This window comes from Rossellomorea orangium, assembly GCF_019334305.1.
GTDB lineage: Bacteria > Bacillota > Bacilli > Bacillales > Bacillaceae_B > Rossellomorea.
The window spans coordinates 1-26,147 of the sequence record NZ_JAHWGH010000002.1; the positions used below are offsets into that span (position 1 = coordinate 1).

The 26,147-nt window shown below is 43.0% G+C and carries 30 protein-coding genes and 1 pseudogene; 11 read left to right on the plus strand and 20 right to left on the minus strand.

The features are described 5' to 3' along the window. The first annotated feature begins 417 nt into the window (after positions 1-417). From KYJ26_RS00940 to KYJ26_RS00955, 4 genes are all read left to right on the plus strand, one after another. Entirely contained in the window at positions 418-1,572 is a 1,155-nt protein-coding gene (locus KYJ26_RS00940; RefSeq protein WP_219165506.1) for a CdaR family transcriptional regulator, read from the plus strand. 134 nt (positions 1,573-1,706) lie between these two features. Further along, on the plus strand, positions 1,707-2,837 hold the full coding sequence (locus tag KYJ26_RS00945) for a glycerate kinase (RefSeq protein WP_219165507.1): 1,131 nt from the start codon (positions 1,707-1,709) through the stop codon (positions 2,835-2,837). A 20-nt stretch (positions 2,838-2,857) separates the two neighbouring features. After that, on the plus strand, positions 2,858-4,213 hold the full coding sequence (locus tag KYJ26_RS00950) for a GntP family permease (protein ID WP_219165508.1): 1,356 nt from the start codon (positions 2,858-2,860) through the stop codon (positions 4,211-4,213). Positions 4,214-4,343: 130 nt separating this feature from the next. Further along, positions 4,344-6,116, plus strand: coding sequence for a metallophosphoesterase family protein (locus tag KYJ26_RS00955; protein ID WP_219165509.1), 1,773 nt, complete (start codon positions 4,344-4,346; stop codon positions 6,114-6,116). 94 nt (positions 6,117-6,210) lie between these two features. On the opposite strand, the gene gvpU is transcribed toward KYJ26_RS00955, so the two are convergent. The 18 genes from gvpU to KYJ26_RS01045 form a co-directional block, all read right to left on the minus strand. Then, positions 6,211-6,606, minus strand: a complete 396-nt coding sequence (gvpU, locus tag KYJ26_RS00960) for a gas vesicle accessory protein GvpU (protein WP_219165510.1) — start codon at positions 6,604-6,606, stop codon at positions 6,211-6,213. An 18-nt stretch (positions 6,607-6,624) separates the two neighbouring features. Next, positions 6,625-7,422: a YtxH domain-containing protein gene (locus KYJ26_RS00965; RefSeq protein ID WP_219165511.1), complete on the minus strand. Its 798-nt coding sequence runs from the start codon at positions 7,420-7,422 to the stop codon at positions 6,625-6,627. Between the two features lie 15 nt (positions 7,423-7,437). Further along, a complete protein-coding gene (locus tag KYJ26_RS00970; protein ID WP_219165581.1) occupies positions 7,438-7,767 on the minus strand; it encodes a gas vesicle protein in 330 nt (109 codons plus the stop codon). 22 nt (positions 7,768-7,789) lie between these two features. After that, positions 7,790-8,074, minus strand: coding sequence for a gas vesicle protein K (locus tag KYJ26_RS00975; RefSeq protein ID WP_034764925.1), 285 nt, complete (start codon positions 8,072-8,074; stop codon positions 7,790-7,792). Beyond that, on the minus strand, positions 8,040-8,306 hold the full coding sequence (locus KYJ26_RS00980; protein ID WP_219165512.1) for a gas vesicle protein: 267 nt from the start codon (positions 8,304-8,306) through the stop codon (positions 8,040-8,042). Before KYJ26_RS00980 ends, KYJ26_RS00975 begins: the two co-directional genes overlap by 35 nt. Before the next feature lie 23 nt (positions 8,307-8,329). Beyond that, on the minus strand, positions 8,330-9,136 hold the full coding sequence (locus KYJ26_RS00985) for a GvpL/GvpF family gas vesicle protein (RefSeq protein ID WP_219165513.1): 807 nt from the start codon (positions 9,134-9,136) through the stop codon (positions 8,330-8,332). 10 nt (positions 9,137-9,146) lie between these two features. Then, positions 9,147-9,401 carry a gas vesicle protein GvpG gene (locus KYJ26_RS00990; protein ID WP_044340210.1) on the minus strand — a complete coding sequence of 85 codons (255 nt, stop codon included), beginning with the start codon at positions 9,399-9,401 and terminating at the stop codon, positions 9,147-9,149. Further along, on the minus strand, positions 9,401-10,165 hold the full coding sequence (locus KYJ26_RS00995; protein WP_219165514.1) for a GvpL/GvpF family gas vesicle protein: 765 nt from the start codon (positions 10,163-10,165) through the stop codon (positions 9,401-9,403). Before KYJ26_RS00995 ends, KYJ26_RS00990 begins: the two co-directional genes overlap by 1 nt. Before the next feature lie 14 nt (positions 10,166-10,179). Beyond that, on the minus strand, positions 10,180-11,103 hold the full coding sequence (gene gvpN / locus KYJ26_RS01000) for a gas vesicle protein GvpN (RefSeq protein ID WP_219165515.1): 924 nt from the start codon (positions 11,101-11,103) through the stop codon (positions 10,180-10,182). A gap of 29 nt (positions 11,104-11,132) precedes the next feature. Then, a complete protein-coding gene (gene gvpO / locus KYJ26_RS01005; RefSeq protein WP_034764910.1) occupies positions 11,133-11,399 on the minus strand; it encodes a gas vesicle protein GvpO in 267 nt (88 codons plus the stop codon). Positions 11,400-11,479: 80 nt separating this feature from the next. After that, the gene (gene gvpJ, locus KYJ26_RS01010; protein WP_034764908.1) at positions 11,480-11,740 is read right to left on the minus strand and encodes a gas vesicle protein GvpJ; all 261 of its coding nucleotides are present in this window, start codon (positions 11,738-11,740) and stop codon (positions 11,480-11,482) included. Positions 11,741-11,761: 21 nt separating this feature from the next. Further along, on the minus strand, positions 11,762-12,235 hold the full coding sequence (gene gvpQ / locus KYJ26_RS01015; protein ID WP_219165516.1) for a gas vesicle protein GvpQ: 474 nt from the start codon (positions 12,233-12,235) through the stop codon (positions 11,762-11,764). 24 nt (positions 12,236-12,259) lie between these two features. Then, positions 12,260-12,751, minus strand: a complete 492-nt coding sequence (gene gvpT, locus KYJ26_RS01020; RefSeq protein WP_219165517.1) for a GvpT/GvpP family gas vesicle accessory protein — start codon at positions 12,749-12,751, stop codon at positions 12,260-12,262. 50 nt (positions 12,752-12,801) lie between these two features. After that, positions 12,802-13,062, minus strand: a complete 261-nt coding sequence (gvpA, locus tag KYJ26_RS01025) for a gas vesicle structural protein GvpA (RefSeq protein WP_219165518.1) — start codon at positions 13,060-13,062, stop codon at positions 12,802-12,804. Between the two features lie 340 nt (positions 13,063-13,402). After that, complete coding sequence (locus KYJ26_RS01030) at positions 13,403-13,996, minus strand: ribosomal L1 domain-containing protein (RefSeq protein ID WP_219165519.1); 594 nt, start codon at positions 13,994-13,996, stop codon at positions 13,403-13,405. 9 nt (positions 13,997-14,005) lie between these two features. Next, complete coding sequence (locus tag KYJ26_RS01035) at positions 14,006-15,184, minus strand: ParM/StbA family protein (protein WP_219165520.1); 1,179 nt, start codon at positions 15,182-15,184, stop codon at positions 14,006-14,008. 562 nt (positions 15,185-15,746) lie between these two features. After that, the gene (locus KYJ26_RS01040; RefSeq protein WP_219165521.1) at positions 15,747-16,523 is read right to left on the minus strand and encodes a 3-hydroxybutyrate dehydrogenase; all 777 of its coding nucleotides are present in this window, start codon (positions 16,521-16,523) and stop codon (positions 15,747-15,749) included. A 19-nt stretch (positions 16,524-16,542) separates the two neighbouring features. After that, complete coding sequence (locus KYJ26_RS01045) at positions 16,543-17,829, minus strand: GntP family permease (protein WP_219165522.1); 1,287 nt, start codon at positions 17,827-17,829, stop codon at positions 16,543-16,545. A 182-nt stretch (positions 17,830-18,011) separates the two neighbouring features. On the opposite strand from KYJ26_RS01045, the gene KYJ26_RS01050 reads away from it, so the two are divergent. Continuing rightward, on the plus strand, positions 18,012-18,887 hold the full coding sequence (locus tag KYJ26_RS01050; RefSeq protein ID WP_219165523.1) for a LysR family transcriptional regulator: 876 nt from the start codon (positions 18,012-18,014) through the stop codon (positions 18,885-18,887). Positions 18,888-18,990: 103 nt separating this feature from the next. After that, complete coding sequence (locus KYJ26_RS01055) at positions 18,991-19,392, plus strand: carboxymuconolactone decarboxylase family protein (RefSeq protein ID WP_219165524.1); 402 nt, start codon at positions 18,991-18,993, stop codon at positions 19,390-19,392. A gap of 46 nt (positions 19,393-19,438) precedes the next feature. Here the strand turns inward: KYJ26_RS01055 and KYJ26_RS01060 are convergent, their stop codons facing one another. Continuing rightward, complete coding sequence (locus KYJ26_RS01060) at positions 19,439-20,449, minus strand: NADP-dependent oxidoreductase (protein WP_219165525.1); 1,011 nt, start codon at positions 20,447-20,449, stop codon at positions 19,439-19,441. Between the two features lie 183 nt (positions 20,450-20,632). Between KYJ26_RS01060 and KYJ26_RS01065 the strand changes: the two are divergent. Continuing rightward, positions 20,633-20,761 (plus strand): annotated as a pseudogene (locus KYJ26_RS01065) (VOC family protein); the annotation flags it as partial. A 56-nt stretch (positions 20,762-20,817) separates the two neighbouring features. Here the strand turns inward: KYJ26_RS01065 and KYJ26_RS01070 are convergent. Then, on the minus strand, positions 20,818-21,447 hold the full coding sequence (locus KYJ26_RS01070) for a hypothetical protein (protein WP_219165527.1): 630 nt from the start codon (positions 21,445-21,447) through the stop codon (positions 20,818-20,820). A gap of 166 nt (positions 21,448-21,613) precedes the next feature. Between KYJ26_RS01070 and KYJ26_RS01075 the strand changes: the two genes are divergently transcribed. The 4 genes from KYJ26_RS01075 (at position 21,614) to KYJ26_RS01090 (ending at position 26,107) form a co-directional block, all read left to right on the plus strand. Further along, a complete protein-coding gene (locus KYJ26_RS01075; protein ID WP_308807535.1) occupies positions 21,614-22,309 on the plus strand; it encodes a response regulator transcription factor in 696 nt (231 codons plus the stop codon). Further along, on the plus strand, positions 22,306-23,310 hold the full coding sequence (locus KYJ26_RS01080; protein ID WP_219165529.1) for a sensor histidine kinase: 1,005 nt from the start codon (positions 22,306-22,308) through the stop codon (positions 23,308-23,310). The genes KYJ26_RS01075 and KYJ26_RS01080 overlap by 4 nt, the downstream gene beginning before the upstream one ends. Before the next feature lie 99 nt (positions 23,311-23,409). After that, on the plus strand, positions 23,410-24,171 hold the full coding sequence (locus KYJ26_RS01085; RefSeq protein WP_219165530.1) for an ABC transporter ATP-binding protein: 762 nt from the start codon (positions 23,410-23,412) through the stop codon (positions 24,169-24,171). Further along, positions 24,161-26,107 (plus strand): FtsX-like permease family protein, encoded by a 1,947-nt coding sequence (locus tag KYJ26_RS01090; protein WP_219165531.1) that lies wholly within the window; start codon positions 24,161-24,163, stop codon positions 26,105-26,107. Before KYJ26_RS01085 ends, KYJ26_RS01090 begins: the two co-directional genes overlap by 11 nt. Positions 26,108-26,147: the final 40 nt, after the last annotated feature.

A 26,147-nucleotide genomic window follows, 5' to 3' on the forward strand; every position in this document is an offset into this window, starting at 1 on the left:
TGGAGTGCAAGACGAAGACTCCTGCGGGAAAAGCGGAATAGGTGAGACCCCGCAGGAGCGACAGCGACGAGGAAAGCGAAGTCTTGCACGGAATCGGGCAGCGGTGTAACACGTAATCTTATTGTTCGTCTCTAGAGTATATAGATTTAGTTATGTCCCAGCCTTTTTTTATTTGCTCATTTATAAAATAAAAAAACAGCCCACGCAGGCTGCCCTTTTAATACGTCATCGATTTCTTATGTCTTCTCTTATTCCGATACTTCTTATAAATCGGGTAAATGATAGGTCCCCATTTGATCAGTCTTCCGATTAATCGTTTCATAACGGTAACCTCCTTTGTATACGTATCTATACCCGAATAGGCAGAAAGAAAACATGTGCTAGAATGAAGGCAAGACGAATAATGGGGTGTTCCACGTGCATATTACAGAAGAATTAGCTTATCCAATCATTGCGAAATTGAAGACGATCGTGCATTACAATATCAATATTATGAACGAGTCCGGCGTCATAGTGGCCAGTACAGATTCCACTCGCATGAATCAAGTTCACGAAGGGGCTCTTTATGTCCTTAAGCAAAAAAGTTCATTGATTATTTTTGAAAATGACCTGGATAAGTATCATGGTTCTAAAGAAGGCATTAACCTACCTATTGAGTTCATGGGAGAAATCATCGGGGTCGTTGGGGTGACCGGTTCCCCCCTGGAACTGGATCAGTTTGTGAAAATGGTGAAGGTCACCGTAGAAGTAATGCTTCAGCAGGTTCATTTCCACAATCAATTGCAGCATCAAAAAACATTGATGGATAATTGGCTGCTTGATTTAGTACACCCCCATTATTTTGATGAAAGAAAAAATGAAGCGTTCGCTCATCATTACATACATCTAGAAACCAGCCAACCTGTTCACGTGATGTTGGTTCAGTTCGCCAACTTATTCACCCACTCTACCACCAACATGCCTTTATCCATGGTCAAAGAAGATCTTCTGAGGAGAATAAAGCTTCAACTACCAAAGCTTCACTTTCAATCTTTTATCAACGACTCCCAGTGCGTCGTCGGAATCCCTACAAGCGTCTGCCCCACTAAGGGTGAAGTCATTACTTTGGCCAAGCGTTTGCAGCGGCATTTACAGGAGAAGGCTTTCATTGTAAAAACAGCAATCGGTCATGTCTACCCAGGCGTCGTCGGGTATAGAAAATCGTATTTGGAAGCACACAGTTCCCTGGAATTACAAGAAAGCTTCCCTCAGTTTTCCGATCACATTCATATACAGGATTGGGGCATCATGGATTTTATCAAGCGGATCCCCCTCGAGATTCGCCAGGAGTTTATGAATCGCTATCGTGAACAGACTCTTCAGCTAAGCGACACCTTGCGACATACCCTTCAACGATTGTTTGACTGCCAATTGAACATGAAAGAAACGGCGAACGCTTTACATATTCACCGGAATACCCTTCTTTACCGGCTTGAAAGTGTTGAAGAACTGACAGGTCTAAGCCCCAGAACATTTGATGACGCGATGATACTGCGTTTTATCTTATTGATTGATGACATGAATAATAAATAACGTAAATATGATTGTGCACATGCACAATCATTTTTATTTTCACCGGAAAATGTTTAGGAGAATTCACATTGTAACCGCTTTCTTCACTTGGTTAAATAGAGTAATAGATTATATTTTCTGAAAAAGGAGCCGCTATGAATATTCTTATTGCCCCCGATTCATTTAAAGGTAGTTTAAGCTCATTAAAGGTTGGAGCCATTATGGAGAAAGCCTTTCTGGATGAATCACCAAGCTTTCAAACGAACGTCATCCCCATGGCTGATGGTGGAGAAGGGACTTTGGAAACCCTCCTTTACGCAACTGGAGGAAAGAAAGTACCCTTAACAGCCACCGGTCCTTTAGGGGAAAAGGTCTCTACTGTATATGGTGTTTTAGGAGATAAGAAAACAGCTGTCATTGAAATAGCTTCCATCGCCGGGTTACCTATGGTGCCTGGTGAAAAACGCAATCCATACCATACCACTTCCTATGGCATCGGAGAAGTCATTACAACAGCGATAGATGACGGGTTCCGAACGTTCATTATTGCCCTGGGCGGGAGTTCGACGAATGATGGTGGATTCGGCATGCTTCAAGCACTCGGCGTTACCTTTCAGGATGAAGACGGAAACGCTGTCGGGCCATTTGGAAAGGACCTCGAGTCCATTGCAAAGGTGGACTGGAGCACCCTCCATCCCCTAGTAAAAGAATGCACCTTTCACATTGCTTCCGATGTTGAAAATCCTTTATGTGGAAAGACAGGGGCATCTTATGTATTCGGCCCACAAAAAGGGGCCACCGAGGAACAGGTGAAGGAGCTTGATCAACAGCTATATCACTATAGTCTATTGCTTCAAGAAGAAAAAGGAGTTGATTTTCAACACACGAGCGGTGCCGGAGCAGCCGGAGGACTTGGCTTTGCCTTCTTGCATCTGCATGGAAAGATTGAATCAGGAGCCAAGCTGGTTGCTGAAGCGACGAAGCTTCCAGATGCCATTCGTCAGGCTGATTGGGTCCTCACCGGTGAAGGTCAGAGCGATTATCAAACATTGTTTGGTAAACTCCCTTCTTATATCGCAACCATTGCTAGTCAGCACCATACTCCCGTATCTCTTATCGCAGGGAGTTTAGGAGAGGGGTACCAACAATTATACGACAATTTCTCCAGCTGTCATTCCATTAGCATCGGTCCGATGGCTTTAGAGGAGAGCATCAGTCGTGCAGAAGAACTGCTTTACCATGAAACAAGGAATATCGCACGAATTTTACATTTAACAAAGGGATAAACATAAAGGGGGAAATTCTTATGTCAGGAATTTGGTTATTTACGGTCATTGTATTAGGGGTAGGATTTATCATTTTCACCACGGCAAAATTAAAGCTTCAGCCCTTTTTATCATTATTGTTTGCCGCTTTCTTAGTCGGAATATTTGCCGGCTTGCCACTGAATACAGTTGTAGAGGCTGTCAACGGCGGATTCGGAGGATTGATGGGGTATATCGGGATCGTCATCGTAGCAGGTACCATTATCGGGACGATTTTAGAGAAATCAGGTGCCGCCCTCAGGATGGCAGAAGTGGTTCTTCGATTAGTTGGGGAAAAAAGACCACAGCTGGCCATGTCCCTGATTGGGGCCATCGTCAGTATCCCCGTCTTCTGTGACTCCGGATACGTGATTCTCTCAAGCCTCAAAAAAGCATTGGCCAAACGGGCAAAAGTGGCTCTTGCATCCATGTCTGTTGCACTTGCCACAGGTCTTTATGCCACACATACCCTTGTGCCGCCGACTCCGGGTCCCATTGCCGCAGCCGGGAATATCGGGGCGAGCGACTATTTGGGAACCATTATTTTAATCGGGATGATTGTCGCCATCCCTACAATTCTGGCAGGTTACCTTTGGGCGACTAAGGTTGCAAATAAAATTGAAATCGAGGGAGAAGATGAGCTCGATCTGGATTATGACGAGATCGTCAAATCCTTTGGGGAGCTTCCTTCAACGTTTAAATCATTTGCCCCGATCGTCCTTCCGATACTCTTGATCGGTACAGGATCTGTCGTCAGCTTCTTCCAGTGGAAAGGGGGAGCCGCAGATGTTCTCTTATTCATCGGTTCTCCCGTCGTTGCTTTACTGATTGGTGTCCTTGCTGCGTTTGCCCTTCTGCCAAAATGGGATGAAGAAACCCTTAATGGCTGGGTGAGTCAGGGGATGAAGGATGCTACCAATATCTTATTGATCACAGGTGCAGGAGGAGCATTCGGATCCGTCATCAAGGCGACTCCCGTTGCAGAATTGATTCAAGGAATCGCAGACGGGGGATTACTTTCCGGTGCACTCGTCCTTTTGATTCCATTTATTGTGGCAGCTCTATTAAAATCGGCTCAAGGATCTTCTACAGCTGCCCTTGTCATTACCTCTTCCCTGATTGCTCCCCTCCTTCCACAGATGGGGATTGACGGTGCCGTCCCCCTTGCGTTAGTGGTCATGGCCATCGGTGCAGGAGCGATGACGGTCAGCCATGTCAATGACAGCTACTTCTGGGTTGTGACGCAATTCAGCGGCATGAAGGTCACAGATGCTTATAAGGCACAGACTGCCGCTACGCTGGTTCAGGGATTAACCGCCCTTGTCTTTACTTTATTATTATGGATGATACTTGTTTAACTGAAAGTGGGTGTCCCTTATTGGGGCACCCTTTTCTATGTAAATAGCAGAGATACTATTTTGTAAACAAGGCTCCACACTGCCTTTACATTCGGCTGATACTCTTGAGGCAGAAAAGGAGGTAAGCATCATGAAGAATTGGTTAAAAAAAGGATTCGTACTACTATTGATATTTTCTCTTTCCCCACTTTCAGCCCAGGCACTGGACAACCCTTTCAGCTCTGCCGGCGAGCGTGATGGAGGGATCGGAAACACTACTCATTACGTAGATGAGTTCCCAAATATCTCACTTGATGAAAAAGTGAACCAGATTATTTACCCATTATTTGCAACACCCGCCATTAAGAAGAAAGGCGAGTCCCTCACCATTCAGGTTGATACCCAAGGAAAGGAAACGGGATCTTGGTCTGTAAAATTAAAGCAAACCAATCACTCTTCTCTCACCAGTGATTACGAATTACCAGTCAAATCGGTACAACCAGGGAAATCCCATTGGAAGGACAGCTCTTCCATTGTCGATGTAACAGTCTCCATTCCAGAGGGGACTCCACAGAGATTATATGATCTCGTGGTGACCTATACAGGTAACGGAAAAAGGATTACCGATGAGCAGCCTCATTCCGTCAAAGTAGTCGACGAATATAAGAAGAACTTTTCCTTCTTACATTTGACCGATACTCACATAGGTTCTCCGCGTAACCTTGGGAATACCGACGATCCTTCCTCCTTCACGCCTGGACGTGCGAAGGAAACGGGCATGTGGGATCCAGATCCAACTAAACGCTGGTTATACCTGCAGAAAGCCATTAAAGAAGTCAATTTAAAAAATCCCGATTTTGTTGTCATTACAGGAGACCTGATGTTTGGTCAGCTTAATCCTCTCGAGTATATTTATGAATACGAAGAAACCTATAAAATGCTACAAAAGCTGAATGTCCCTGTTTATATCGTCCCTGGAAACCATGATTACTACGCCCAGGATGCGACACTGACAGATGGAGCAAAGTACTGGGAGAAGTACTTCGGTCCACAATACTTCTCGTTTGATTACGGCCCATATGCCCATTTCATCGGGTACAACTCGTTTGATTGGAATAAATTCGACCGAAGCGGAACCGGTACGGTTTCTGTACCAACATGGGGCGGCCAGATCCGGGAAGAACAGTTGAACTGGGTGAAACAAGATCTGCAGGAGAATGCCAAAACCGCACAAAATGACCAAATTCGCGGCCTCTTCTCACACCATAATCCATTATGGCGCGACAGAGATATTTGGCCACAAGACGACCCTGACGTTCAAGAATACTGGAAGCAATATGATGAACAACATGACCCTCAACGTTTGAGCACACTCATCCTTGGTGAAAAATTAGGGATTAAATATGATCAGCAGTGGCATGGGGAAAACGCCAAAGAATTAATTGATATCATGAAGGCGAATGATGTGACTATCAGTCTCCATGGACATACTCATATTGACGATGTAACAAAGCAGGATGGTATCTTATATACAACCACCACGGCCATCGAATTATCCGGTAAGCCATGGGTTGGCTTCAGAGACTTTTCCGTTCAAAACGGGCAGATCTCATCCTACAATTACGAAGAACCCGATCGTTCCATCCCTGTTTACCAAAACGGCGATACAGAAGGTGGCACCATGTCCTTTGACGCCGATTATCTGACAGAGAACGATGGAAGTGCAAAATCTCAGCAAGTGGATATAACCAATCGTTTAAACAAGCCACTTCAGGTGACGATCCCCATCTTTATGCAAGAGGGGGAGTATAGTATTTCCAAAGGAAGCATTACACAAAACTATACTTCAGATGGTAAGCAGTATATTGAAGTGCAGATAACTATAGAGCCGAACAGCAGTGAAGTAATCCATGTTCAAAAATAGGATAAATCGACTTTAAGAGTTGATTACTGCCCGGGAAATAAATTTCCCCTTACTATAACAAAAAGCGACTGAATCCAAGCTCAGTCGCTTTTTGTTATTTACTGCTCTTCGATTCTGCAATCTTTCCCAAGAAAAAACCGTCTACCTCGCTGATTTTCCCCCTCCACATGATTTTCCCTTTGGAAGGGGTCGGCTTACTGTCACCACAATATACCTTCGTGTTTTTCAAATGAATGAAATTGGCTTCAGTACTTTGGTTTTCTTCTACTGACTCGCCTGCCTTGGCGAGCTCCTCACTCAGCTTCTGAGCCACGTCACTGCCGTCCTCAAAGGTTTCGCTTAACGAGTCGAAGTATTCCTTTGCGGAAACGAGAGTACCCGTGATAACGGCCCCAGCGACGTTTAACGTGATATCTAATGAAAAGTCATGTTTGTTTGAAGCTTGCACAAAAAATTCTAAGATGCTGTCCTTTCCTGGTCCTGAACTCATGTTCACATCTCCCTTTCGTTAAGCTACTGTGTCATCCTCCGTAGAAAGTGTTGTGTCTTCTTCTTGATCTTCGTTTGTATCATCTTCTTTTTTGGATGACTTTTTACTTTTTGCACTAGTCTTGCGTGTAGAACGTTTCTTCCCTTTTGTTGACTTGCTGTTGGATTTTTTCTTGCTTGACGCTTCATCCTCATCGTCGCTATCTTCTTCGTCATCATCGTCTTCTTCTTCTTCGTCTTCGTCATCCTCTTCATCTGCAGCCGTTTCATTGGATTTCTTTGACGTTTTCTTTCTAGAAGAAGTTTCTTTTTCCTCTTCCTCGCCTTCCTCTTCATCACCTACATCTTCACGGGCTGCTGCAATTTGATTCATTTTCTCTTCTAATTGCTGCAGGCGATTCTGAAGCTCTTCATTTTCTTGTTTAAGAGCTTCATAGTCTTGGTTGGATTCTTCTTGTGACTCGTTTGTTTCTGTTGTATTTACAGCTGTTTCCGTATCTTCAGAAGCTTCATCATCTCTATCACGCTTAAATAGGCTGGCTGTAGATGATTTTAGTGAGACAGCGGCTTTTCTGGATTTTTCTTTTGCCGCTTTCCCGAAGTCCAGGCTTTTGCTTTTAATTTTTTCCTGGTCGATACGATCCAGCAGTTTTTTCCCGTTTTCAGGTGTCGCTAAATAGCCAACCGTTGCTCCAAGTAGGCTTCCTGCAACGGTCCTCTTGATCGGGCCGCTTCTTCTCGTTTTGTTCTCATTCGTCGCATTCTTTTCTTGTCCTTGATTCTCAACTGTTGTTTGCGTATTATTTTTTTCTGCCATGTGTAAAACCTCCAATTAGTTTATATCCGCCGGATTAAGGCGGTTCGTTTCCAGTTTCTTTTCAAGTGATTCCAATCGTTCCTGTAATTTCTTGTTTTCTTCCTCAAGGGCTTTTGTGTTGTTATCCGCTGCTTTTGAACTTAAGTAAGGGTCATTTTCCCACCAGTCCATGCCGATTTCCTTCGCTTTATCGACAGAGGCAACAATTAAGCGGATTTTGATCGTCAAGAGCTCGACATCGGCAATTCCCACCGTAATATCTCCTGCTACAACAACCCCTTTGTCTAATATTTTTTCTAAGACATCCACAATTGTATTGGATTGTACCGGATGCTCCATTCCCATCATGTAACCTCCTTAACCGCTATTACATCAAGCTTCCTAAAGGGCCAAGATCTATGTTCAAGTCTTCTGCATCCAGACCGAATACCTCTTTTAACTCTTCCATTTTTTCTTCGAGATTCATAAGGGCAATCCCCAGATTCTCCACTTGTTCATCCGTTAACGTACCGCCTTCGACACGGCGCATGGCGTGTCGTTCGACGATTTGCCTTAATAGCTCCACGACGGTCAATACAAGCTGTGCCAAGCCTTGTTCCGCTTTTTCCGGGTCGAAATTAATCCGCCCATTTGTCCCGCTGGCCTGTTGCATGAATCAATCCCTCCCTTTCTTGATCGAATTGATCGGATGTACGCGTTCCCTGCTTATGCTGAACCAACGTCTCAACAGAAGAGATCAACACCCGCAAATCCAGATACACGAGATCTACCCCTGCGATGGATATAATCAAATCTCCCTTTATTGCCACACCTTTATCGAGAATGACATCTAAAATATCTATAAGGGCTATATCTTTATTCTCGATTGATTCTCTTACGGTCATATTTCTCATTCCTTATTTTGTGATTAAGAAAAACTAGAAAAATGATAGGGTGGCCAAGGGCCGGATGCTTCAATTTTCCAACCGGCGTGTCCCAATTCTTCTTCGTATTGCTTAATTTCCTCTACAAATTCATCCACATTGGAAACCGGCAGGAGAAACACACTGTTCCAAGCCATATGTTCTTGTCTGCCTGTGACATCCTTACTCCAATTTTTCTTGACGTTTCCGTGGAGAGAGTGCTCTTTCAGTTTTTCATGCACCTCTTCACAGAGGCGGTTTTTTTCGTTTTCCAGTTCTCGGTCAATCAGCTGATCGATCTTTTTCTTTTCAAAGAACTGCCTGCCCTTTGGTAATTCACTGATTTCTTTCCTTTTGGCTTCAATGGACGGATTGCTTTCGCTTACTTGCTTCTTCAACAGCTTATCGTCACAGTAGATTTTGACATTCCATTCTTCATTGCCATCGAGTTGTTGAAAGGTCATTTCAAGTTTATTTCGATTGCCTTCGATCGTGTTCTTCAGACTTTCCTCATTTTTGTACAATGTACAAAACTTCAGGGGAATGATGGTATAGAGTTTCGACACCATCAACACGGTTTCATGATGATGGAACGCCTTTTCCTGAAGCCAGTCCATGTCTTTATCGACTTTTTCCTTGATCGACTCCTCTGAGTAATCATCGGCTGGCAGATCACAGACAATGGCGGTCACGGCTCCGATTTGAATCGTATACAGTTCATCTTCCCCATCAAATCCTTTCATGGGGGGAAGGGTTTCTTTATTTGCTTCTTCTGTCGGGATTAAGCCATATAGATAAAGTAAATCTCTCATCTGATCACCCTTATTTCTTTTTCGTTAGTTCTTCCCATTGCTCCATTTCCATCTGTTTCGCTATTTCATATCTTGTTAAGAGCTCATCTTCTTTTTCCTGGAATGCTTCCTCGGGGATTTCCCCTAATTCATACATCATTTGAAGCTGAATCAACTTTTGTTGAATGGTAGGAAGGTCGTATAATTCTTTATCCGCTTCTTCTTTGATCTTTTCACCGACTTTAATGACCAGATTAATTGGTGCGCTAACCAATTTATGGATCATCAGCCTTCCTCGACCTTTAATCGGATGTTGACGAAATTGTATGCCGGCCAAGGGCCGCTGTAGTTGAATTCGACCTTATCCTTCCACTTTTCATGTGCCTCGTTAACCTTTTGATCAAACAATTCTTCCTGATCCCGGTCAATTAAGAATGAAGCGTTGAGAAGCATTTTCTCACTTGAAGGATCATTTGCCTTTGCTGACACGGCTGATTCCTCAAGGGGTGCATAGACTTCCTGCTTAATCTCACTTTGCAGGGAAGCAAATAGCTTCTGAGCCATTCCGCCAAGCTGAATTCGGTCATAATACGCGGCCGATTCTGATTTCCCTTTAACGGCTGAGGCCATTTTTTCCACCTGCGGGTTATCCTTCACCATGGCTTCAAGCCATTCCTTTTTACCGATAACCTTTAAGCCCAGCTCGATTTTTCCCTTGATTGCCGGGAACAGAGTTTCGAACTGCGGATAAAGGTTTTCAAGCAGGGCCTCAACATCATCTGTCGACTTAAAGACATTTCCGAAGCTGATCGGGATGACCGTATCCTTTTGTTCCATGACCCGGGATACTGCACCTTGGTGCATCAACAAATTCTGCTTCTTTGGATGATAGATTTTCATCGGTACTTCTGCCGCTACCATTGCGGCATCTTTATATCTGATTGTGAACGTTTCGCGTTCCTCACCCTCTATTTCAATGGAACCAAAATGATCTTCCTGTTCGGTTTGAATGGCACAAAATATATAAATCCCCATTTCTTCCTGACTCATTTTAAAACTCTCCTTTATTCCTCAGATACCCTCATTTTTTTACATTCATCTATAATCAATTGTTCTGCTTTTTCTTGTGAGTTTTCTCCGTCGATACATCGACTGACGCTGTGTGCTGCTATATCAATACATAGACGTTGAAAATCTGTATCCTTACCGTCTATGGGAATGTCTGATTCAATAGCGAGTCTTGCAATCATTAAGGAAGCACGCAAGCTCGGTCCGTTCATTTCGTTTGTACATTGATCGCGTAATGTTGAGATGAGTGTAGTAATCGCTCTTGCTTCACTCATCACCAAGTTAGCTTTTTCTGATACAATCTTCGCCTCTTGTTCTGCTCCCTTGTAATCTACGTTAATGGTGATTAACCGATCCATTAGAGCATCCTGTGTTTGATAAACCCCTGCATACTCTGCAGGATTACTAGTAAAGATGATGGCAAATTCCGGATGCACTCTAATAAAGGGCTCAGTGAGCTTCGAACCATACAAAGGAATGATTCCTTCTTCCAAAATGGATAGGAAGATATTATTCGTCGTCGGCTGTGATCGTGTAAATTCATCGTATACAAGGGTATAACCATTCTTGACGGCTTCCAGTAAACGTCCGTCTCTCCATGTCTCTGTGACGCTTTCGTCCTTTTTATAAACGGATCGTACATATTGATCGACGACCTTTTTACTTGTATAACCCGTAAAATCACCGATTAAGTCTTTATTATTCAATTCGTGATTACCGTGCATGAGCATAACCGGTCTTTTTCTCTTTTTCGCAAGTGCGAGTGCCAGTGACGTTTTCCCGGCCCCGGAAGGACCTGTGAAATGCACAGGATATCCAGCTTTAAGGTACTGCAATGAGCGCGAAAGCAATTCTTTCGTTTCATCATCTTGTATTAATGCCCTGCTATCCTTTTTGATCCGTTTAGTTAAGACCGTCACGTACAATTCCCTCCTACTCGCTCAGGACACTACATTTCCTGTCCAATGGCACTTCTGTAACGGATATCCCGTCGTTTAAATGACGTAACTTCCTTTTCTTTATTAAGGAGAACATCATATGTTCCAAGCATTTCGTCTTTCGCATATTTCTTCATATATTCTTTTTCTTCAATCACTTCGACTTGCAGCTTCCAGCCTTCGTCTTCTGTCAGTTCCACCGACGTAATCTTATGGACCGGAGCTACATGTTCATTGAAGAAATCCGTCACACTGTTCATGATTTCTTTGATTACCATAGTTGCCTCCTACTGTAGATGAAGGGGAGGGTGCCAATAATGGCCCCCTTCATACACATATTCTTTTGCTGGCACTCCATTTAGATGCTGAACTGGGAGCTTCTTTCATTCTGCTGTGTAGCAAGACCGTTTTCCTCTACGTCATCCCGTAAGAGACCTACTGCCTCTGCATAACGCAACCATGTATCGACGCTTGCAATGACAACCCTTGCTTCAACTGTCAATATTTCAATTCCAACGACAGATACTCTTGCAAATGCGTCAATGACGATCCCTTTGTCTAGAATACGGTCGATGACTTCTGCTAAACTTGAACTGTTATTACTCTTTTGAATAGCCAATTGTTATTCTCCTTCCGGTGTTTAGGAACAGATTGTCTTAATGTCTTTTGAAGATTTAATATTTTCTGAACTTTTTATTTCAGTGGAACTCTTAATGTTAAAGGAGCTCTTGATGTCACTTGCTCCCTTAATATTTCCCACGCCTTTGATATTTGTTTTTTTATCATTTGATGAAGAAATTTTCTTTTGAAATTCTTCTCCTGCTTCTTTTGCATTCCCTAACTTTTCCCTTACGGAAAGCAGGACATCCTGTACTTTTTCCTTTGCTTCTTCTGCTTTGGTATGAACATTATCGGCATTTTTCTCTTTTGCATTCTCTAATTTCCCGGATGCTTCGTTGGCCTTTGATTGAATACCATTTTCCACACTGTTCACAAAGGTTTCTTTCGCTTTCTCTTTCAATGTATCTTTCACTTTCTCTTTCACAGGCTCCGGAGCATGGTCGTATGCTTTTTTAGCCATCTTCCCAACTGCTTTTTTTACAGGCTTATTCATGTAATGCCCCCTTTAGGGATGCGATTATTTCTTAGACTCCACCAGGCTGTTCAACATTTCTTCGATACGTTCTAAACGCTCATTCAAATTCTTGTTTTCTTCCTTGATCTCTGCTAATTCTTCTGATTGATTGGAAGAATCTTGATTGTTATCAGCTTTGGCATCAGCGTTTTCCGACGCCTCTTCTTTTTTCTTCTTAGGTGACAGCAATCCACCTTCGAGCCTGCTCATGTATCCGGTAGCGGATTGTCTAAGGGTGATGATAGCCTGCTCTGTCAAGAATTCCTGAGCTGACCTTCGCAGTTCTTTACTTGCCGCTTTCATCACATCTGATTTCCCTAGACTGTCCACTACTTTTTTTCCTGTACCAGGATTCGAAAGTAAGCCAATTCCTGCACCGACTACTCCACCGATAATCGCATAATTCATTGATTGTCTGTTTTCATTGGATTGTCCTTTCTTTTCATCAGTGCTCTTCGTTTCTTCTACCTGTTGACTGCTTTTCACTTCTGCCATATTCATCCTCTTTTCTATTAAAATAGTAAAACTATATTTCATTTACTTGTTTAAATGCTGAATGCTGTTCCTCTTTCATTTGACTGCTTGGTGAGACCTTCTTCCTGTACTTCGTCTCTCAGTAGCCCAACTGCTTCTGCATATCGTAACCATGTATCCACACTCGCAATGACAACCCGTGCTTCAACTGTCAGAATCTCGATACCTACTAAGGAAACTCTGGCAAATGCATCAATGACGATTCCTTTATCCAGGATTCTATCGATTACTTCCGCGAGACTTGAGCTATCATTACTTTTTTGAATACTCATCGAATCTCTCCTCTATAATGGTTTTGCCAATGACGTGCTTCTATTCTGTTTAATCGGTGTTTACCTCGATTGTGGCCCTGCATAAACTAGGTCATGGGAATCATTTGAAATAAACTGCCATTTTTTATACATGTTTTAATCAACGCAAGGCCCTCTGTAACATTCTTTTCTTAGAGATATATAAGATTGGGGGGTTGGAGTAGAAAATATAATTCAATTAAGACAAATTGATTACAGTTTCTAACTTTATTAGATGGTTGTATTTAAAAGGGAAGTGTGCTTTGAATCGGTCGCAAAAACCAAAAAAGAACCTGAAGCTTCATACGCTTCAGGTTCTTCTTTATTTATTCATTTGAGCAAGGAAGTCACCCAATAGATCGTCCATCGATTCTTCTTTGGGCTCTTCGCCGGCCGCTTCCTGGGGTTTCATGGCACTGTCCCAGTCAAAGTTGTCCAATTCTTCATCTGTAGAGTATGAGCGCTCATCCACTACTTCTTCAGGTGAATCATCAATCACGTGATCAAGGGACCATTCCCGTGAGTTATCGTGACTTGCTGCCGATTCTTCCTGAAGATAGAGAGCTTCATCGATATCTAATGAGCTACTGCTTATGGAAGCAAGCAGGGAGGCTGTACGCACCGGGTTGGAAAGCAGCTGGTACACGATACTCCCTAAAAGCGCTTCTGAATGTTCATGCTTTAACCAATCACGTTGGGACTTGTCCAGGCCCTTCGGAAGGGGGATCGTAATCGCTTCACGCTGTTTGGAAATTGTATCATTTACACCGTTCAATACAAGCTCTGCAATCTTGCTTGAGAAATTTCGTTTTTCCGTTTCCTTCAGCTTTTGCAGATGCTTTAATACATGGTCAGGTGTATCAGAAGGAAGCCGAAACGTGATCGGCTGTCCCCTCGACATCCCTTTTTCTTTCATACCATCACCCTATTTGGTTTTCGCTAATTTTTGTTCGTCTTTCTGGGCTTGTTGTTGTTTTTCATTCTTTCTTGTGAAGTCCCCAATCAGCTTGTAGTAGGCATTGGCCATCATCCAGATGCTTTCCTTCTCATCTTCAAAGAAGTCGATATTGTACCCATCAAGATTATTATTAAGCGTTTTGATGTATTCTTTCAGGACGCTTGATCCACCACCTATGAAGTAGCAGATTTCCGTTTGAGAGTTCTTTTGCCACATATTACGAAGGTGGCGGTATTGCTTCTTAGCCAGTTCAAGCATGATACGGTCCACAATGTCATGGACGCTTGTACGACTTCCTTTGACCATGATATGATTGCGATCATTTTTCTTCGTGATGATTTCCACCACATCGCGTCGGCTATCCAGCTCAATGCCGTGTCTTGAACGGATTTCTTCACGGATCAATTCTAGGGATTCAGAAACGCCAAGGTTAAAGCCTTGAGCTTTATCATCGTCTACTTTTCGATCTTTGATGACCGCGATATCTGTTGATAATCCACCGATATCCTGAATCAAAATGCGCTTATCAATCAAATCTTTATTGATGATATTTGAATTATTATCCATCACAAGGTTGATAAAAGCAGCAAATCCTTCAGGATACACCTTCACTTCATCAAACTTGATATTTACTTTGATTCCTTGATAGCGGGGAGTGACAAGGAACTCGACCTGGTGAACAGAACCTAATAATCTTGAACGGTATCCAACATCTTTTCCTTCCTTCACCTCGCGAAGGGGAAGACCTGTTCCGAGCGTATAGTTTGCTTCTATTACATTATTATTCTTTTTAAATAGATCGTTGCGCGCTGCATCTAGAGCGATCGAAGCAAATAGCATAACCAGTGTTTGATCTTCTTCTGATTTACTGCTGCCCGGATCAAGTTCAGTTGAGTTATTACTCTTCGTTGCAAGATTACCGACACGGTAAATCGCATTATTGTCTTTCAAAGCAGGGGAGTGGACACGGATATGTATGCCGTCTAGTGGGTCTTGTGTATCCAGCTCCTCGATTCCGATGATCGGACGATCTTCAATATCCCTGGCGATGACGTTCGGAATATTCACCTCAGCGTCCATTTTTCCAAAAATACCTTTTAAAGAATCATTACCAACATCAATGGCTGCAATTCGAGAATTTGTCATTAAAATCATCCTTTCATACATGAGTAAGAATTTGTCAAAAAATTTCAACTCTTACTTTCAGATTAAACAATTTCTTGTCTCTGGTCAATCCTACTTTTCTATCGAAATTCAAAGAGACAGAATGAGAAATTGTATACGTTTTTGTATCGTTGTACACATATTTTGTACACATCCCTTTAAATCAACATGTGTACTAGTTTGTTTACATGTATACATTTTTGTCTACATTTGTATACGTTATTGTTTACTTGTATACATTTTTGTAAACTTTATGTTTTTTACATAATCTTACTTCGATTGGTGCTCATTCTACTACTCTATAAAACCAGGAAACTACCATATTTTTTACAATTCGAGATCGAGGGGAATGAAACTGGTGATTTAAGGAAACAGCAATGCACATACAAAATAGGGAGAGTCGAATAGAGAAGAGGGAGAAGATTGTCGATTAAAGAAGAAATGTGAAAGAAAGGAATAGCTTTCTAGGGTGAGAACCTAGTAAAAAGGTATTAAAAAGGCTCCGACACTCCACGGTGCCGAAGCCTTCTGACCAATCATTCCATTATTGAGCTGTATATCCACCGTCGATGACAACGGCCTGCCCTGTCACGCTACCAGCTTTATCACTGGATAGGAACATGGCATAATCCGCAATCTCACTGACATCCAGTAAACGTTTTTGAGGGACTAAAGGATAAATGACTTCTTCCAGGACTTTTTCTAATGGAACATTGCGTGTCATGGCAATGTCCTTAAGCTGTCCTCTGACGAGTGGAGTATCCACATAACCCGGGCAAATGGAATTCACTGTAATGCCAAATGGAGCAGACTCAAGTGCCGCTACTTTCGTTAATCCGATCACACCGTGTTTAGCACTGTTATAGGCAGCTTTTCCTGCAAAACCTACTAAGCCGTTGATGGAAGAGACATTGATGATACGGCCGAATCCTTGTTTCTTCATGATAGGAAGAACATGCTTGATGGCAACGAAAGGAGCCGTAAGCATAATCTTGATCATGAGCTCGAATTTCGCTGTCGGAAACTCTTCAATTGGTGACACATGCTGTAGTCCTGCATTGTTCACGAGTACATCGATGCGTCCATATTGTTGGTAAGCTTTATCGATCATGTTCTGGATATCCTCTTCACTTGTTACGTCCGCTTTAAGGCCGATTGCTTCATATCCAAGGTCTTTAAGGTTTTCAGCTGCTGCCTTGACGCCTTCTTCATTTAGATCCGTCAGTACCACTTTACTTCCGTTTTCTGCATAGGATTTCCCTAATTCGAAACCAATGCCGCTTGCTGAACCTGTTATGACTACTACCTTATTTTCTACCATTTCCAAACACTCCTTTAATTTATATTAGACCGATGCTTGCCATAAGGATCCCTGCTATCACTGCGATCGTAGGGATGACCAGGCCGACAATGAATACATCTTTATAACAGTCTTTATGGGTTACATTCGTTACGGCCAAAAGCGTCAGTAATGCTCCATTATGTGGCAGGATTGATGCACCTGAAGCAATCGATGCCATGCGGTGAAACGCTTCTGGACTTATGCCCGTTGTCTGTGATAAGTGGTAATAGGTATCGCCAAGTGCCTGCATGGCAATTCCCATTCCACCTGAAGCAGAACCGGTGATCATGGCAAGGATCTGTACAATCAATGACTCAGAGATCAAGGGGTTTGACGAGATTCCCAATACTAGATCCGTGATGCGGTCAAAATCAGGTACACTCGTCACGACTGCACCGAAGCCTACTGCGGCACTGGTATTGATGATGGCCATCACAGAGCCTTTTGCCCCTTCATTGATGGAAGGGATGAATTTCTTGTATCGACTCACGTTCATAAGGAGAATCAGGACAATCCCAGCCAGTAAAGAAGGAATGGCATCTAATTTGATGACGTTTAATAACACAACCACCAGAAGCAATGGCAGTAGAGAATTGATCCAATTAGGCAAGGTTTGTTCTTCATTTTCCGCCTTAGATCCTGCACGATTGCTTTCTTTGAATGTATCCCCTTTGGCTGCCATCTTTTTCTGCCTTCCGATAAGCCAGAGGTATCCCCCGACAGCCATGATGACGGATGCCACAATCCCCATCCACGAACCGGCCATGGGTGACGTATGAAACGTCTTCATGGGAATCAAATTTTGTATTTGCGGTGTTCCGGGAACAGCCGTCATGGTGAAGGTGAATGCACCAAGTACAATGGTCGGTGCAATAAGCTTCCTTGATATATCCGCATTCCTGAATAACGCCAGAGCGATGGGATAGATCGCGAACACCACGACAAAGAGACTCACGCCACCATAGGTCAGAACAGCCGAAGCGACTAGTACACCAAGAATCGCACGCTTCTCCCCAATCATTTTAGTGATTTGGTAAGCGACGGATTTAGCAGCCCCCGTATCTTCCATCAGCTTTCCAAATATGGCTCCCAGTAAGAAAATCGGAAACCATTGCTTGGCAAAATTCACGAATCCCGACATATACGTGTTCGTATACGCATCCATCAGATCCATACCGCTCATCAGCGCGACAATGCCTGCGACGATCGGTGCGATCCAAATAATGGACCATCCCAGATAGGCAAAGACCATCAACAGGATCAATCCTATTAAAATACTAAACAACTTCTTTCCACCCTTCTAAAGAAAACAGAAAGAGAGTACACGACTTCGCTCCCCTCTTCCAACGTTTAAATAGTAAAAATTTTTGACGTATGAAAGTTTACTCCTCTCGTATTAATAAGTAAAATGAATTTAAACTATATTTACCATGCAAAAAAGTTATAGATTAAAAGGGAGAGATTCCATTGGATATACGCCAGCTTACTTACTTTAATGAAGTAGCGAAATATAAAAGTTTCACGAAGGCTTCAAATGTGCTGCATTTATCACAGCCTACACTCAGCAAAATGGTCCGGAGCCTTGAAGATGAATTAGATATGGAACTGATCGACCGTTCTGCCCGTCAAATCGAACTGACGGAAGCAGGTGAAATCGTCTATGAGCAGGGTCAGGTGATCCTTGAGTCTCTAGATCATTTATCCACTCACCTATATGATTTGATGAATTTAAAAAAAGGCAAAATCAAAATAGGGATTCCACCTTTAATCGGATTTTTGTTCTTTCCTAGCATCATAAAAAAATTTAAAACGTTGTATCCGGACGTACAAATACAGCTAAATGAATATGGGGCAAATAAGGTGGAAGAAGAGGTGGGAGGAGGAATGCTCGACCTTGGGGTAGTAGTACTACCGATGGATGAAGAACAGTTTGATGTTGTCCCTTTCCTTTCCGAAAAGCATATGTTATTTGTCCACCACTCTCACCCATTAGCAGGAAAAGAGTCGGTGGAAATGAAGGAATTACATGATGAGGATTTCATCCTCTTCAGTGAAGATTTTGCGCTTCACGACAAAATCATCGATGAATGCAGAAAAGCGGGCTTCTATCCCAGGATCGCCTATGAGAGCTCTCAGTGGGACTTTATTGGGGAAATGATCGGACAAAACCTCGGTATTTCCATCTTTCCTCAATCCATCTCCAAAAAAGTCGATCAGCACGTCGTGAAAGCCATCCCCATTATAAACCCAACCGTTCCATGGAATTTGGGGCTCATCACTAAAAAAGGGAGATACGAATCCTATGCTGTACGGGAGTTCAAGAAAATGCTGGATCCACGATAAACCCATAACACTATTGCATATATAAAATGAATAATATGTATTTTACGCATATTTTATGCAGCGATATAGTATACCTGTAGAACATTTTCAGGAGGTATAAAAGATGAATGAAAGCAGATATCAACACGGATTAGATAAACTGATGGAATACACACTGACAGAGAATAAGGATATTTCAACCCATCTGAAGATTTCAGAAGCGTTAGAGGATATCGCTCCCGATGTAGGAAAATACATCATTGAATTTGCTTACGGTGATATCTATTCCCGTTCTGGATTGACGAACAAGCAACGAGCCATCGTGACCATTTCATCCCTCGTGACACAAGGGACGGAGCCTCAGCTTGAACTTCATATCAATACAGGGTTGACTGCGGGATTAACAGAAGAAGAAATCGTTGAGAGCATTACACATTTAATTCCTTATACCGGTTTCCCACGTGTCCTTAATGCCTTGACCGTTGCGAAAAAGGTATTCGAAATGCGCCGGGAGGAAAAACACTAAGGAAAAGGCCTGACGGTATCGTCAGGCCTTACTTCATCAAAAACGGTTACAAGGGCTTTTTCACCTCTAACACTACCTTACCCTTAGCTCTGCCCGTTTCGACGTACTGTATGGCCTCCTGAGCATCCTCAAGGGGGTAAACTCTATCCACCACAGGTCGTATTCTCCCTTTTTCCACAAGATCTTTGATTTTACTCAGCTGTTCCCCGCTCGGTTTCATAAACAAGAAGTGATAGTCTACGTTAAACTTCTGTTCAAGAGCGGTTATCTTTCTGCTCACAATAGAGAATACGATGCGTTTCAGTAAACCCAAGTTGTTTTCTACAGCGAATCTCCCGTTTGGCACTGCCGAAACCGACACGATTTTACCGTGTGGTTTCACTACCCGGAACGAACGGTTCAAGGATTCTCCTCCGAGCGTATCAAATACCGCATCGAATCCCTTTAGAACTTCCTCAAATGGTTGTTCCCTATAATTGATTACCTGATCCGCTCCAAGGGATGAAACTAAGTCGTGCCCTTTTTCACTTGCCGTAGTCGCTACATACGCTCCCATTTCCTTCGCAAGCTGAATGGCAAATGTACCGACTCCCCCAGCACCTGCATGGATAAGGATTTTCTGATTTGGTTTAAGTTCGAGAATATCATGAAATGCCTGCCATGTGGTCAGACCTACCAGTGGAAGGGAAGCTGCCTCTACAAACGTCAAGCTGTCAGGTTTCAGCGACACATCGTCTTCATGAACAGAAAGATATTCAGCGAACGTGCCGATCCTCTTCTTCCGCGGTCTGCCGTACACTTCATCCCCCACCTGAAACTTACTTACTTTTGCGCCCGTTTGAATGACTTTCCCTGAGAAATCATTCCCCAGAATCAGCGGCATCTTATAGCTCAACAGCATTTTCACCTTTCCATCCCTGATCTTGAAGTCGATCGGATTCAGACTAGCTGCGTGAACCTCCACTAAAACATCATATTCTCCCACTTCAGGAACAGAAAGCTCCGTCAGCTCTAAATGAGTGTTCTTTCCATACTTCTTTATCGTCATAGCTTTCATATACATCCTCCTATATAAAGTTTAAATGTTTAATCATATAAACGTATTATGTATAAATGAACTTCATCAGTCAATAAAATTGCATGGATAACTGTTTCCAATATTTTGTATAATAGTAGACATGACGCATTCGGGAGTAAATTGCATGTGAAAGATATCCATGTCAGTTACAAAGAATTGAAGGAAAAAGGAGTTTCATTCGTGGACGAGCCTCATCTAGTTGCAAAGATGGATGACACGGAAACCTGGATGGTGTTCTTTATGGATACGGAAGGGAATACACAGGCGTTGGTGAGCGAAATGAGGAGCTAAAAAAGGAAAGAGGAAACCGTTAAAAAGACGGAATCCACTTTCTTTCAAATGGGAGATCACAAGCTATCTGTTTCAACATTCTGTTCATCCACCTCATACGTTACATCATACTCCTCTGCAAGGAGCTTCATATCCGCATGATACGCTTCCACAAGCCTGTAATACTCATCGACTTTTGCATTGGATTCTTCGATCAGGCCTTCATCCTGGTCTTTAATCGCCTTCTTCTCGAGAATAAGAGCATCATAAAAAGTCTGGGTCGCTGTCACAATCCTGTTCTTCATTTCTTCAAGCTCAGGAGTTCCCGCCTCAATACCCTTCGCTTCTTCCAACGCTTTCTCATAGGCAGGAATGGTGGTCGTGGTCAGCTCCTTATAAAGGGTTGGATCATCGATATAATTAACACCCGAGACAGTCGCCAGGGACTGAATAGCGGCGACTTCATATTCTGCCACCTTCTTGATATCTTCATTGATGAATTGAAGAATCGCTTCCTGCTTTTCGGTATCCGACATCTTTTCATTATCCATTTCATCACTGACCAGCTCCACCTTATCACTATCCTTCTTCTTGTCAGTGTCCTCTACTTTGTCTGATCCATCATCTTTGTTAATTGAAATCTGCACATCACCACATCCACTTAACAGAACGCCTGATATGACTGCTAACCCAAGAAGATTCTTCATGATCTAATTCCTTTCTTATGCAATCTGGTCAATTGCTTTTAGAAATTAAATACCCAACTTTTGTAAAAAAATCTATATTTTTCTAAATGTTAGTGTCCCTTTCTTATGTCATATGGCAAACACACGCGATTTCCTATACAATTTATGTAAACAGCAAGATTGTGTGGTGACTGAATTGAAATTATTACTAATCGAAGATGATATTTCCCTGTTCAACGAAATCAAGGAGAGGCTCTCACAGTGGTCATACGAAGTATATGGCGTCACCGACTTTAATCATGTGATGCAGGAGTTCGCCGACGTGAAGCCGGATCTTGTCATCATCGATATTCAACTGCCTAAATATGACGGTTTTCACTGGTGCCGGATGATCCGCACTCATTCCAATGTGCCGATTCTGTTCCTGTCCTCCCGCGATCATCCGACGGATATGGTCATGTCCATGCAGCTTGGGGCGGATGATTTCATCCAGAAGCCCTTTCATTTCGATGTGCTCATCGCAAAGGTTCAGGCGACCCTGAGGAGGGTGTACAACTACAATACAGAGCAGGTCAGCATCAAGACATGGTCCGGGGCAACCGTTGATTTCGAACGGAACACGGTGTCCAATGAATCGGGATCCGTTGAACTGACGAAGAATGAAATGTACATCTTAAAGCTTCTCATTGATCAAAAGAATAAGATTGTGAAGAGGGACGACCTTATCAACAGCCTGTGGGATGACAAACGATTCATCAGTGATAACACGTTGACCGTCAATGTGAACCGCCTCAGGAAACGTCTTGAAGAAATCGGATTGGGCCGCTTCATTGAAACGAAAGTCGGCCAGGGGTATATGGCCATTGAAGAGGATTCACCATGATCCGTACATACATATGGGAGCGGATAAGCTGGATATCGTTCGTATTGATTCTTCATCTATTCTGGATCTTTATCGCCTTTATCGATACGGCCATTCCCTTACAGCCGATCCTTTATATGGTGTTTCTTTCCCTGCTCTTTTTCACCGTGTTTGTTTTCATCCGGTACCAGAAGGAAACCCGTTTCTTCAAACGCCTGAAAGATTGGGACCATAACCTCCATTTGACAGGGGTGGATGCCCCGGATTCCCCATTTGAAGAAATCGTCTCGGATAGTTTGTCTGAGCAGGCTTCCCTCCTTAGACAGGCTGCTTCCGAGAATCGAGTGATGATCGAACAGGAAAAGGATGACCTGCTGTCCTGGATTCATGAAGTGAAGACCCCGCTGACGGCGTTGCATCTGATGATTGAGCGCGTGCAGGATGAGACTTTAAGGTCTCCATTAAAATATGAATGGCTCCGGATACACCTTTTATTGGATCAACAGCTTCATCAGAAACGGATGACGTTCATGGAGAATGATTTATACATAGAGGAGACGGATCTCGAGGGCGTTATTTTTCAGGAAATAAAAACGCTGCAATCCTGGTGCATTCAAAAAGGGATCGGGTTTGATCTTCAACTGGGTGTCACGAACGTGCTCAGTGATGCGAAATGGCTCGCATTCATGATCAGGCAGCTTCTGACCAATGCCGTTAAATACAGCACGGCATCGGACATTGTCATAGCAAGTGAACTGCGGGATGGAAAAGTGACACTCACCATTCAGGATTCAGGCAGGGGGATCGACCCTCGGGATATGCCCAGGATCTTTGACAAAGGCTTCACCTCGACCCTCGACCATCATGATCATGCTTCTACCGGAATGGGGTTATATTTAACCAAACGGGTTTCAGAACCTTTACTTATTTCTGTGGGGCTCGATTCCAAACGGGGAGAAGGTACCACGGTCACCCTCACCTTCCCAGAGAAAAATGATTTCGTCCAACTTACCGGCGTGTGACAAAAATGTCACATGCTTTTCTATTTTGTTCGAACAATAAAAGGAAAAGAAACTTCCTGCTTTTTATAATAAAGGTATCAAATCAAAGGAGTTTTCGGAATGACCATATTAGAAGCAAGCAAACTTCATAAAAGCTATGGAAATAAATTTAATAAGCAGGAAGTGTTAAAAGGAATCGACCTCTCGATCCAAAAAGGGGAATTCGTCAGTATCATGGGGGCGTCAGGTTCCGGTAAGACCACCCTCCTAAATGTTCTTTCCTCTATAGATAAAGTGAGTGAAGGGTCGATTAAGATCGAGAGTAGTGAAATGACGACCATGAAAGAAAAACAGCTCGCACAGTTCAGGAAAAACCATCTGGGATTCATCTTTCAGGATTATAATCTCCTCGATACCCTGACTGTGAAAGAAAATATCCTACTGCCTTTATCCATCACGAAGACCCCTAAAAAAGAAGCTGACCAGAAATTCAATGACCTTGCTTCAGAGCTGGGAATTCTTGAGCTAAGAGATAAATATCCAAACGAGATATCAGGCGGTCAGAAACAGAGGACATCCGCAGCCCGTGCCTTCATCCATGAGCCAAGCATCATATTCGCGGATGAACCGACAGGTGCCCTGGACTCGAAATCAGCCTCTGATCTCCTGAACAAGCTGAGCGACCTCAATCAAAAGCTGAAGGCGACAATCGTCATGGTTACACATGATCCCGTTGCGGCCAGCTACTGCAGCCGCGTTGTCTTCATTAAAGACGGGCAGATCTATACTCAGTTAACAAAAGGGGACCAGGAGAGACAGCATTTCTTCCGTGACATCATGAAAACACAAGGCGTACTCGGTGGTGTGCAGAATGAATCTTAATACCCTGATCTTCAGGAATCTGAAGAAGAACCTTAAGAATTATTACCTGTATGTATTTGCCCTCGTATTTAGTGTCGCCCTGTATTTCGCATTCGTGACCCTGCAATACGATCCATCCATGGATGCAACGAAGGGAACCATTAAAGGCGGGGCTGCAGTAAGGGCAGCATCTGTTCTGTTGGTCGCTATCGTCTCGATTTTCCTTTTATATGCCAATACCCTTTTCATCAAGAGAAGAAGTAAAGAAATTGGGTTGTTTCAGTTAATCGGTATGACAAAGAACAAAATCTTCCGCATTTTAAGCGTGGAGAATTTCATCCTTTATTTCGGTTCTTTGATACTTGGTATCCTGATCGGGTTTTCCTTCTCCAAGTTAATCATCATGATTTTATTCAATATAACCGGTGTTAATGCGATTGCCACACTGCATTTCTCAACCAAAGCACTCATCCAGACCATTATCGTGTTCTGTGCGATTTACCTGTTGATCATGTTGATGAACGTTGTGTTCATTAAAAGACAAAGCATCTTATCCCTATTCAGAGTCCGTTCTTCAACGGAAACGAAGGTGCAAAAGATGTCCAAGTTCGAAATCGTCATTGGGATTTTCGGTATCCTATTGATTGCTTCCGGATATTATGTCTCTTCCAAATTGTTTGGCGGCGACTTCTCGACCATGCCAGAGCTTTATGGTGCCATGCTCTTTATACTCGGCTCGGTGATTCTGGGTACCTATTTATTTTATAAAGGGTCCGTCAGCTTTATTTTCAATGTGATTCGTAAGAAGAAGGATGGTTACCTGAACATTAACGAGGTTCTGTCTCTTTCATCTATCATGTTCCGGATGAAATCCAACGCATTGCTTTTGACAATCATCACCACTGTATCCGCTCTCGCTATTGCTTTATTGTCTTTGAGTTATATTGGGTATTACTCAGCTGAGAAAACCGCTGAGAACAATGTACCGGCGGACTTTACTTTAATAAACAAACAAGACTTCAATGATTTTAAAGACGCCCTTTTGAATAAAGGGATTGAATTCAAAAAAGAGGAAATCGAAGTCATCAGAGTTCTCGTCAACCTGGAAGACATTACGGACTCTGAATTCGGTGAACTGAACGGTTCACTGGACGCCATGCCTACTGCTGTCATCAGTGAAAAAAGTGTAGAAGGGATTGACGTAAAAGAAGACGAAACAGTCTTTACAGGCTATAGCGACTTACTTCAAAAGCTGATGCCACTAAAGGATTCCGGCATGACAGAGCTGAAAGGAAAAACGAAGAACATAAAGCTAGAATACATGGGAATGCTGGATGAATACCCGATCTCAGCGTGGTATACAGGATTTGGTTCATCTGCGGTCATTGTCGATGACCATGTTTTCCAACAGCTAAAAAAAGATCTGGATCCAGAAATCCAGAGAGAATCCTCCCTTCATATCGGTGTGATCATCGAGAAGGAGAACGACTTAACGCAAGCTAACAAGCTCTTTCACGATTTAAATCTTGTGGAAAGATGGGGGAACGCATCACAATACGACATGAAAGCTGATCAAAAACAAAGCATGGGACTCACTATGTTCATCGTCGGATTCCTTGGCCTCACCTTCCTGATCACATCAGGCTGCATCCTGTACTTTAAACAGATGGATGAAAGTGAAGATGAGAAGCCGAACTATACGATTTTAAGAAAGTTAGGTTTCACTCAAGGCGACTTGTTGAGAGGCATTCAAGCCAAACAGTTATTCAGCTTCGGGATCCCTCTCCTCATCGGACTTCTGCACAGCTACTTCGCGGTCCAGTCCGGATGGTTCCTGTTCGGGGCCGAAGTCTGGACGCCGATGATCATCGTGATGGTGTTATATACGGTGTTGTATTCAATCTTCGGTATTTTATCGGTGCTGTATTATAAAAAAGTGATCAAAGCATCACTATAATGGAAAGAGCCGTCCCTGTTATTGGGACGGCTCTTTTATG

What these genes read in the sequence shown, in the direction of transcription:
- KYJ26_RS01030 (WP_219165519.1), bottom strand. Translation starts at nt 13,996, where the DNA reads ATGAAAGAAAAAGGGATGTCGAGGGGACAGCCGATCACGTTTCGGCTT.
- KYJ26_RS01060 (WP_219165525.1), bottom strand. Translation starts at nt 20,449, where the DNA reads ATGAAAGCTATGACGATAAAGAAGTATGGAAAGAACACTCATTTAGAG.
- KYJ26_RS01085 (WP_219165530.1), top strand. Translation starts at nt 23,410, where the DNA reads ATGACCATATTAGAAGCAAGCAAACTTCATAAAAGCTATGGAAATAAA.
- gvpO (WP_034764910.1), bottom strand. Translation starts at nt 11,399, where the DNA reads ATGGTAATCAAAGAAATCATGAACAGTGTGACGGATTTCTTCAATGAA.
- KYJ26_RS01055 (WP_219165524.1), top strand. Translation starts at nt 18,991, where the DNA reads ATGAATGAAAGCAGATATCAACACGGATTAGATAAACTGATGGAATAC.
- KYJ26_RS00945 (WP_219165507.1), top strand. Translation starts at nt 1,707, where the DNA reads ATGAATATTCTTATTGCCCCCGATTCATTTAAAGGTAGTTTAAGCTCA.
- KYJ26_RS01040 (WP_219165521.1), bottom strand. Translation starts at nt 16,523, where the DNA reads ATGGTAGAAAATAAGGTAGTAGTCATAACAGGTTCAGCAAGCGGCATT.
- KYJ26_RS00980 (WP_219165512.1), bottom strand. Translation starts at nt 8,306, where the DNA reads ATGACCGTAAGAGAATCAATCGAGAATAAAGATATAGCCCTTATAGAT.
- KYJ26_RS00955 (WP_219165509.1), top strand. Translation starts at nt 4,344, where the DNA reads ATGAAGAATTGGTTAAAAAAAGGATTCGTACTACTATTGATATTTTCT.
- gvpQ (WP_219165516.1), bottom strand. Translation starts at nt 12,235, where the DNA reads ATGAATAAGCCTGTAAAAAAAGCAGTTGGGAAGATGGCTAAAAAAGCA.
- gvpA (WP_219165518.1), bottom strand. Translation starts at nt 13,062, where the DNA reads ATGAGTATTCAAAAAAGTAATGATAGCTCAAGTCTCGCGGAAGTAATC.
- KYJ26_RS00985 (WP_219165513.1), bottom strand. Translation starts at nt 9,136, where the DNA reads ATGAGAGATTTACTTTATCTATATGGCTTAATCCCGACAGAAGAAGCA.
- gvpU (WP_219165510.1), bottom strand. Translation starts at nt 6,606, where the DNA reads ATGAGTTCAGGACCAGGAAAGGACAGCATCTTAGAATTTTTTGTGCAA.
- KYJ26_RS01080 (WP_219165529.1), top strand. Translation starts at nt 22,306, where the DNA reads ATGATCCGTACATACATATGGGAGCGGATAAGCTGGATATCGTTCGTA.
- KYJ26_RS00975 (WP_034764925.1), bottom strand. Translation starts at nt 8,074, where the DNA reads ATGCAACAGGCCAGCGGGACAAATGGGCGGATTAATTTCGACCCGGAA.
- KYJ26_RS00970 (WP_219165581.1), bottom strand. Translation starts at nt 7,767, where the DNA reads ATGGGAATGGAGCATCCGGTACAATCCAATACAATTGTGGATGTCTTA.
- KYJ26_RS01090 (WP_219165531.1), top strand. Translation starts at nt 24,161, where the DNA reads ATGAATCTTAATACCCTGATCTTCAGGAATCTGAAGAAGAACCTTAAG.
- KYJ26_RS01035 (WP_219165520.1), bottom strand. Translation starts at nt 15,184, where the DNA reads ATGACAAATTCTCGAATTGCAGCCATTGATGTTGGTAATGATTCTTTA.
- gvpT (WP_219165517.1), bottom strand. Translation starts at nt 12,751, where the DNA reads ATGGCAGAAGTGAAAAGCAGTCAACAGGTAGAAGAAACGAAGAGCACT.
- KYJ26_RS00965 (WP_219165511.1), bottom strand. Translation starts at nt 7,422, where the DNA reads ATGGCAGAAAAAAATAATACGCAAACAACAGTTGAGAATCAAGGACAA.
- KYJ26_RS00950 (WP_219165508.1), top strand. Translation starts at nt 2,858, where the DNA reads ATGTCAGGAATTTGGTTATTTACGGTCATTGTATTAGGGGTAGGATTT.
- KYJ26_RS00995 (WP_219165514.1), bottom strand. Translation starts at nt 10,165, where the DNA reads ATGAGTCAGGAAGAAATGGGGATTTATATATTTTGTGCCATTCAAACC.
- KYJ26_RS00990 (WP_044340210.1), bottom strand. Translation starts at nt 9,401, where the DNA reads ATGATCCATAAATTGGTTAGCGCACCAATTAATCTGGTCATTAAAGTC.
- KYJ26_RS01070 (WP_219165527.1), bottom strand. Translation starts at nt 21,447, where the DNA reads ATGAAGAATCTTCTTGGGTTAGCAGTCATATCAGGCGTTCTGTTAAGT.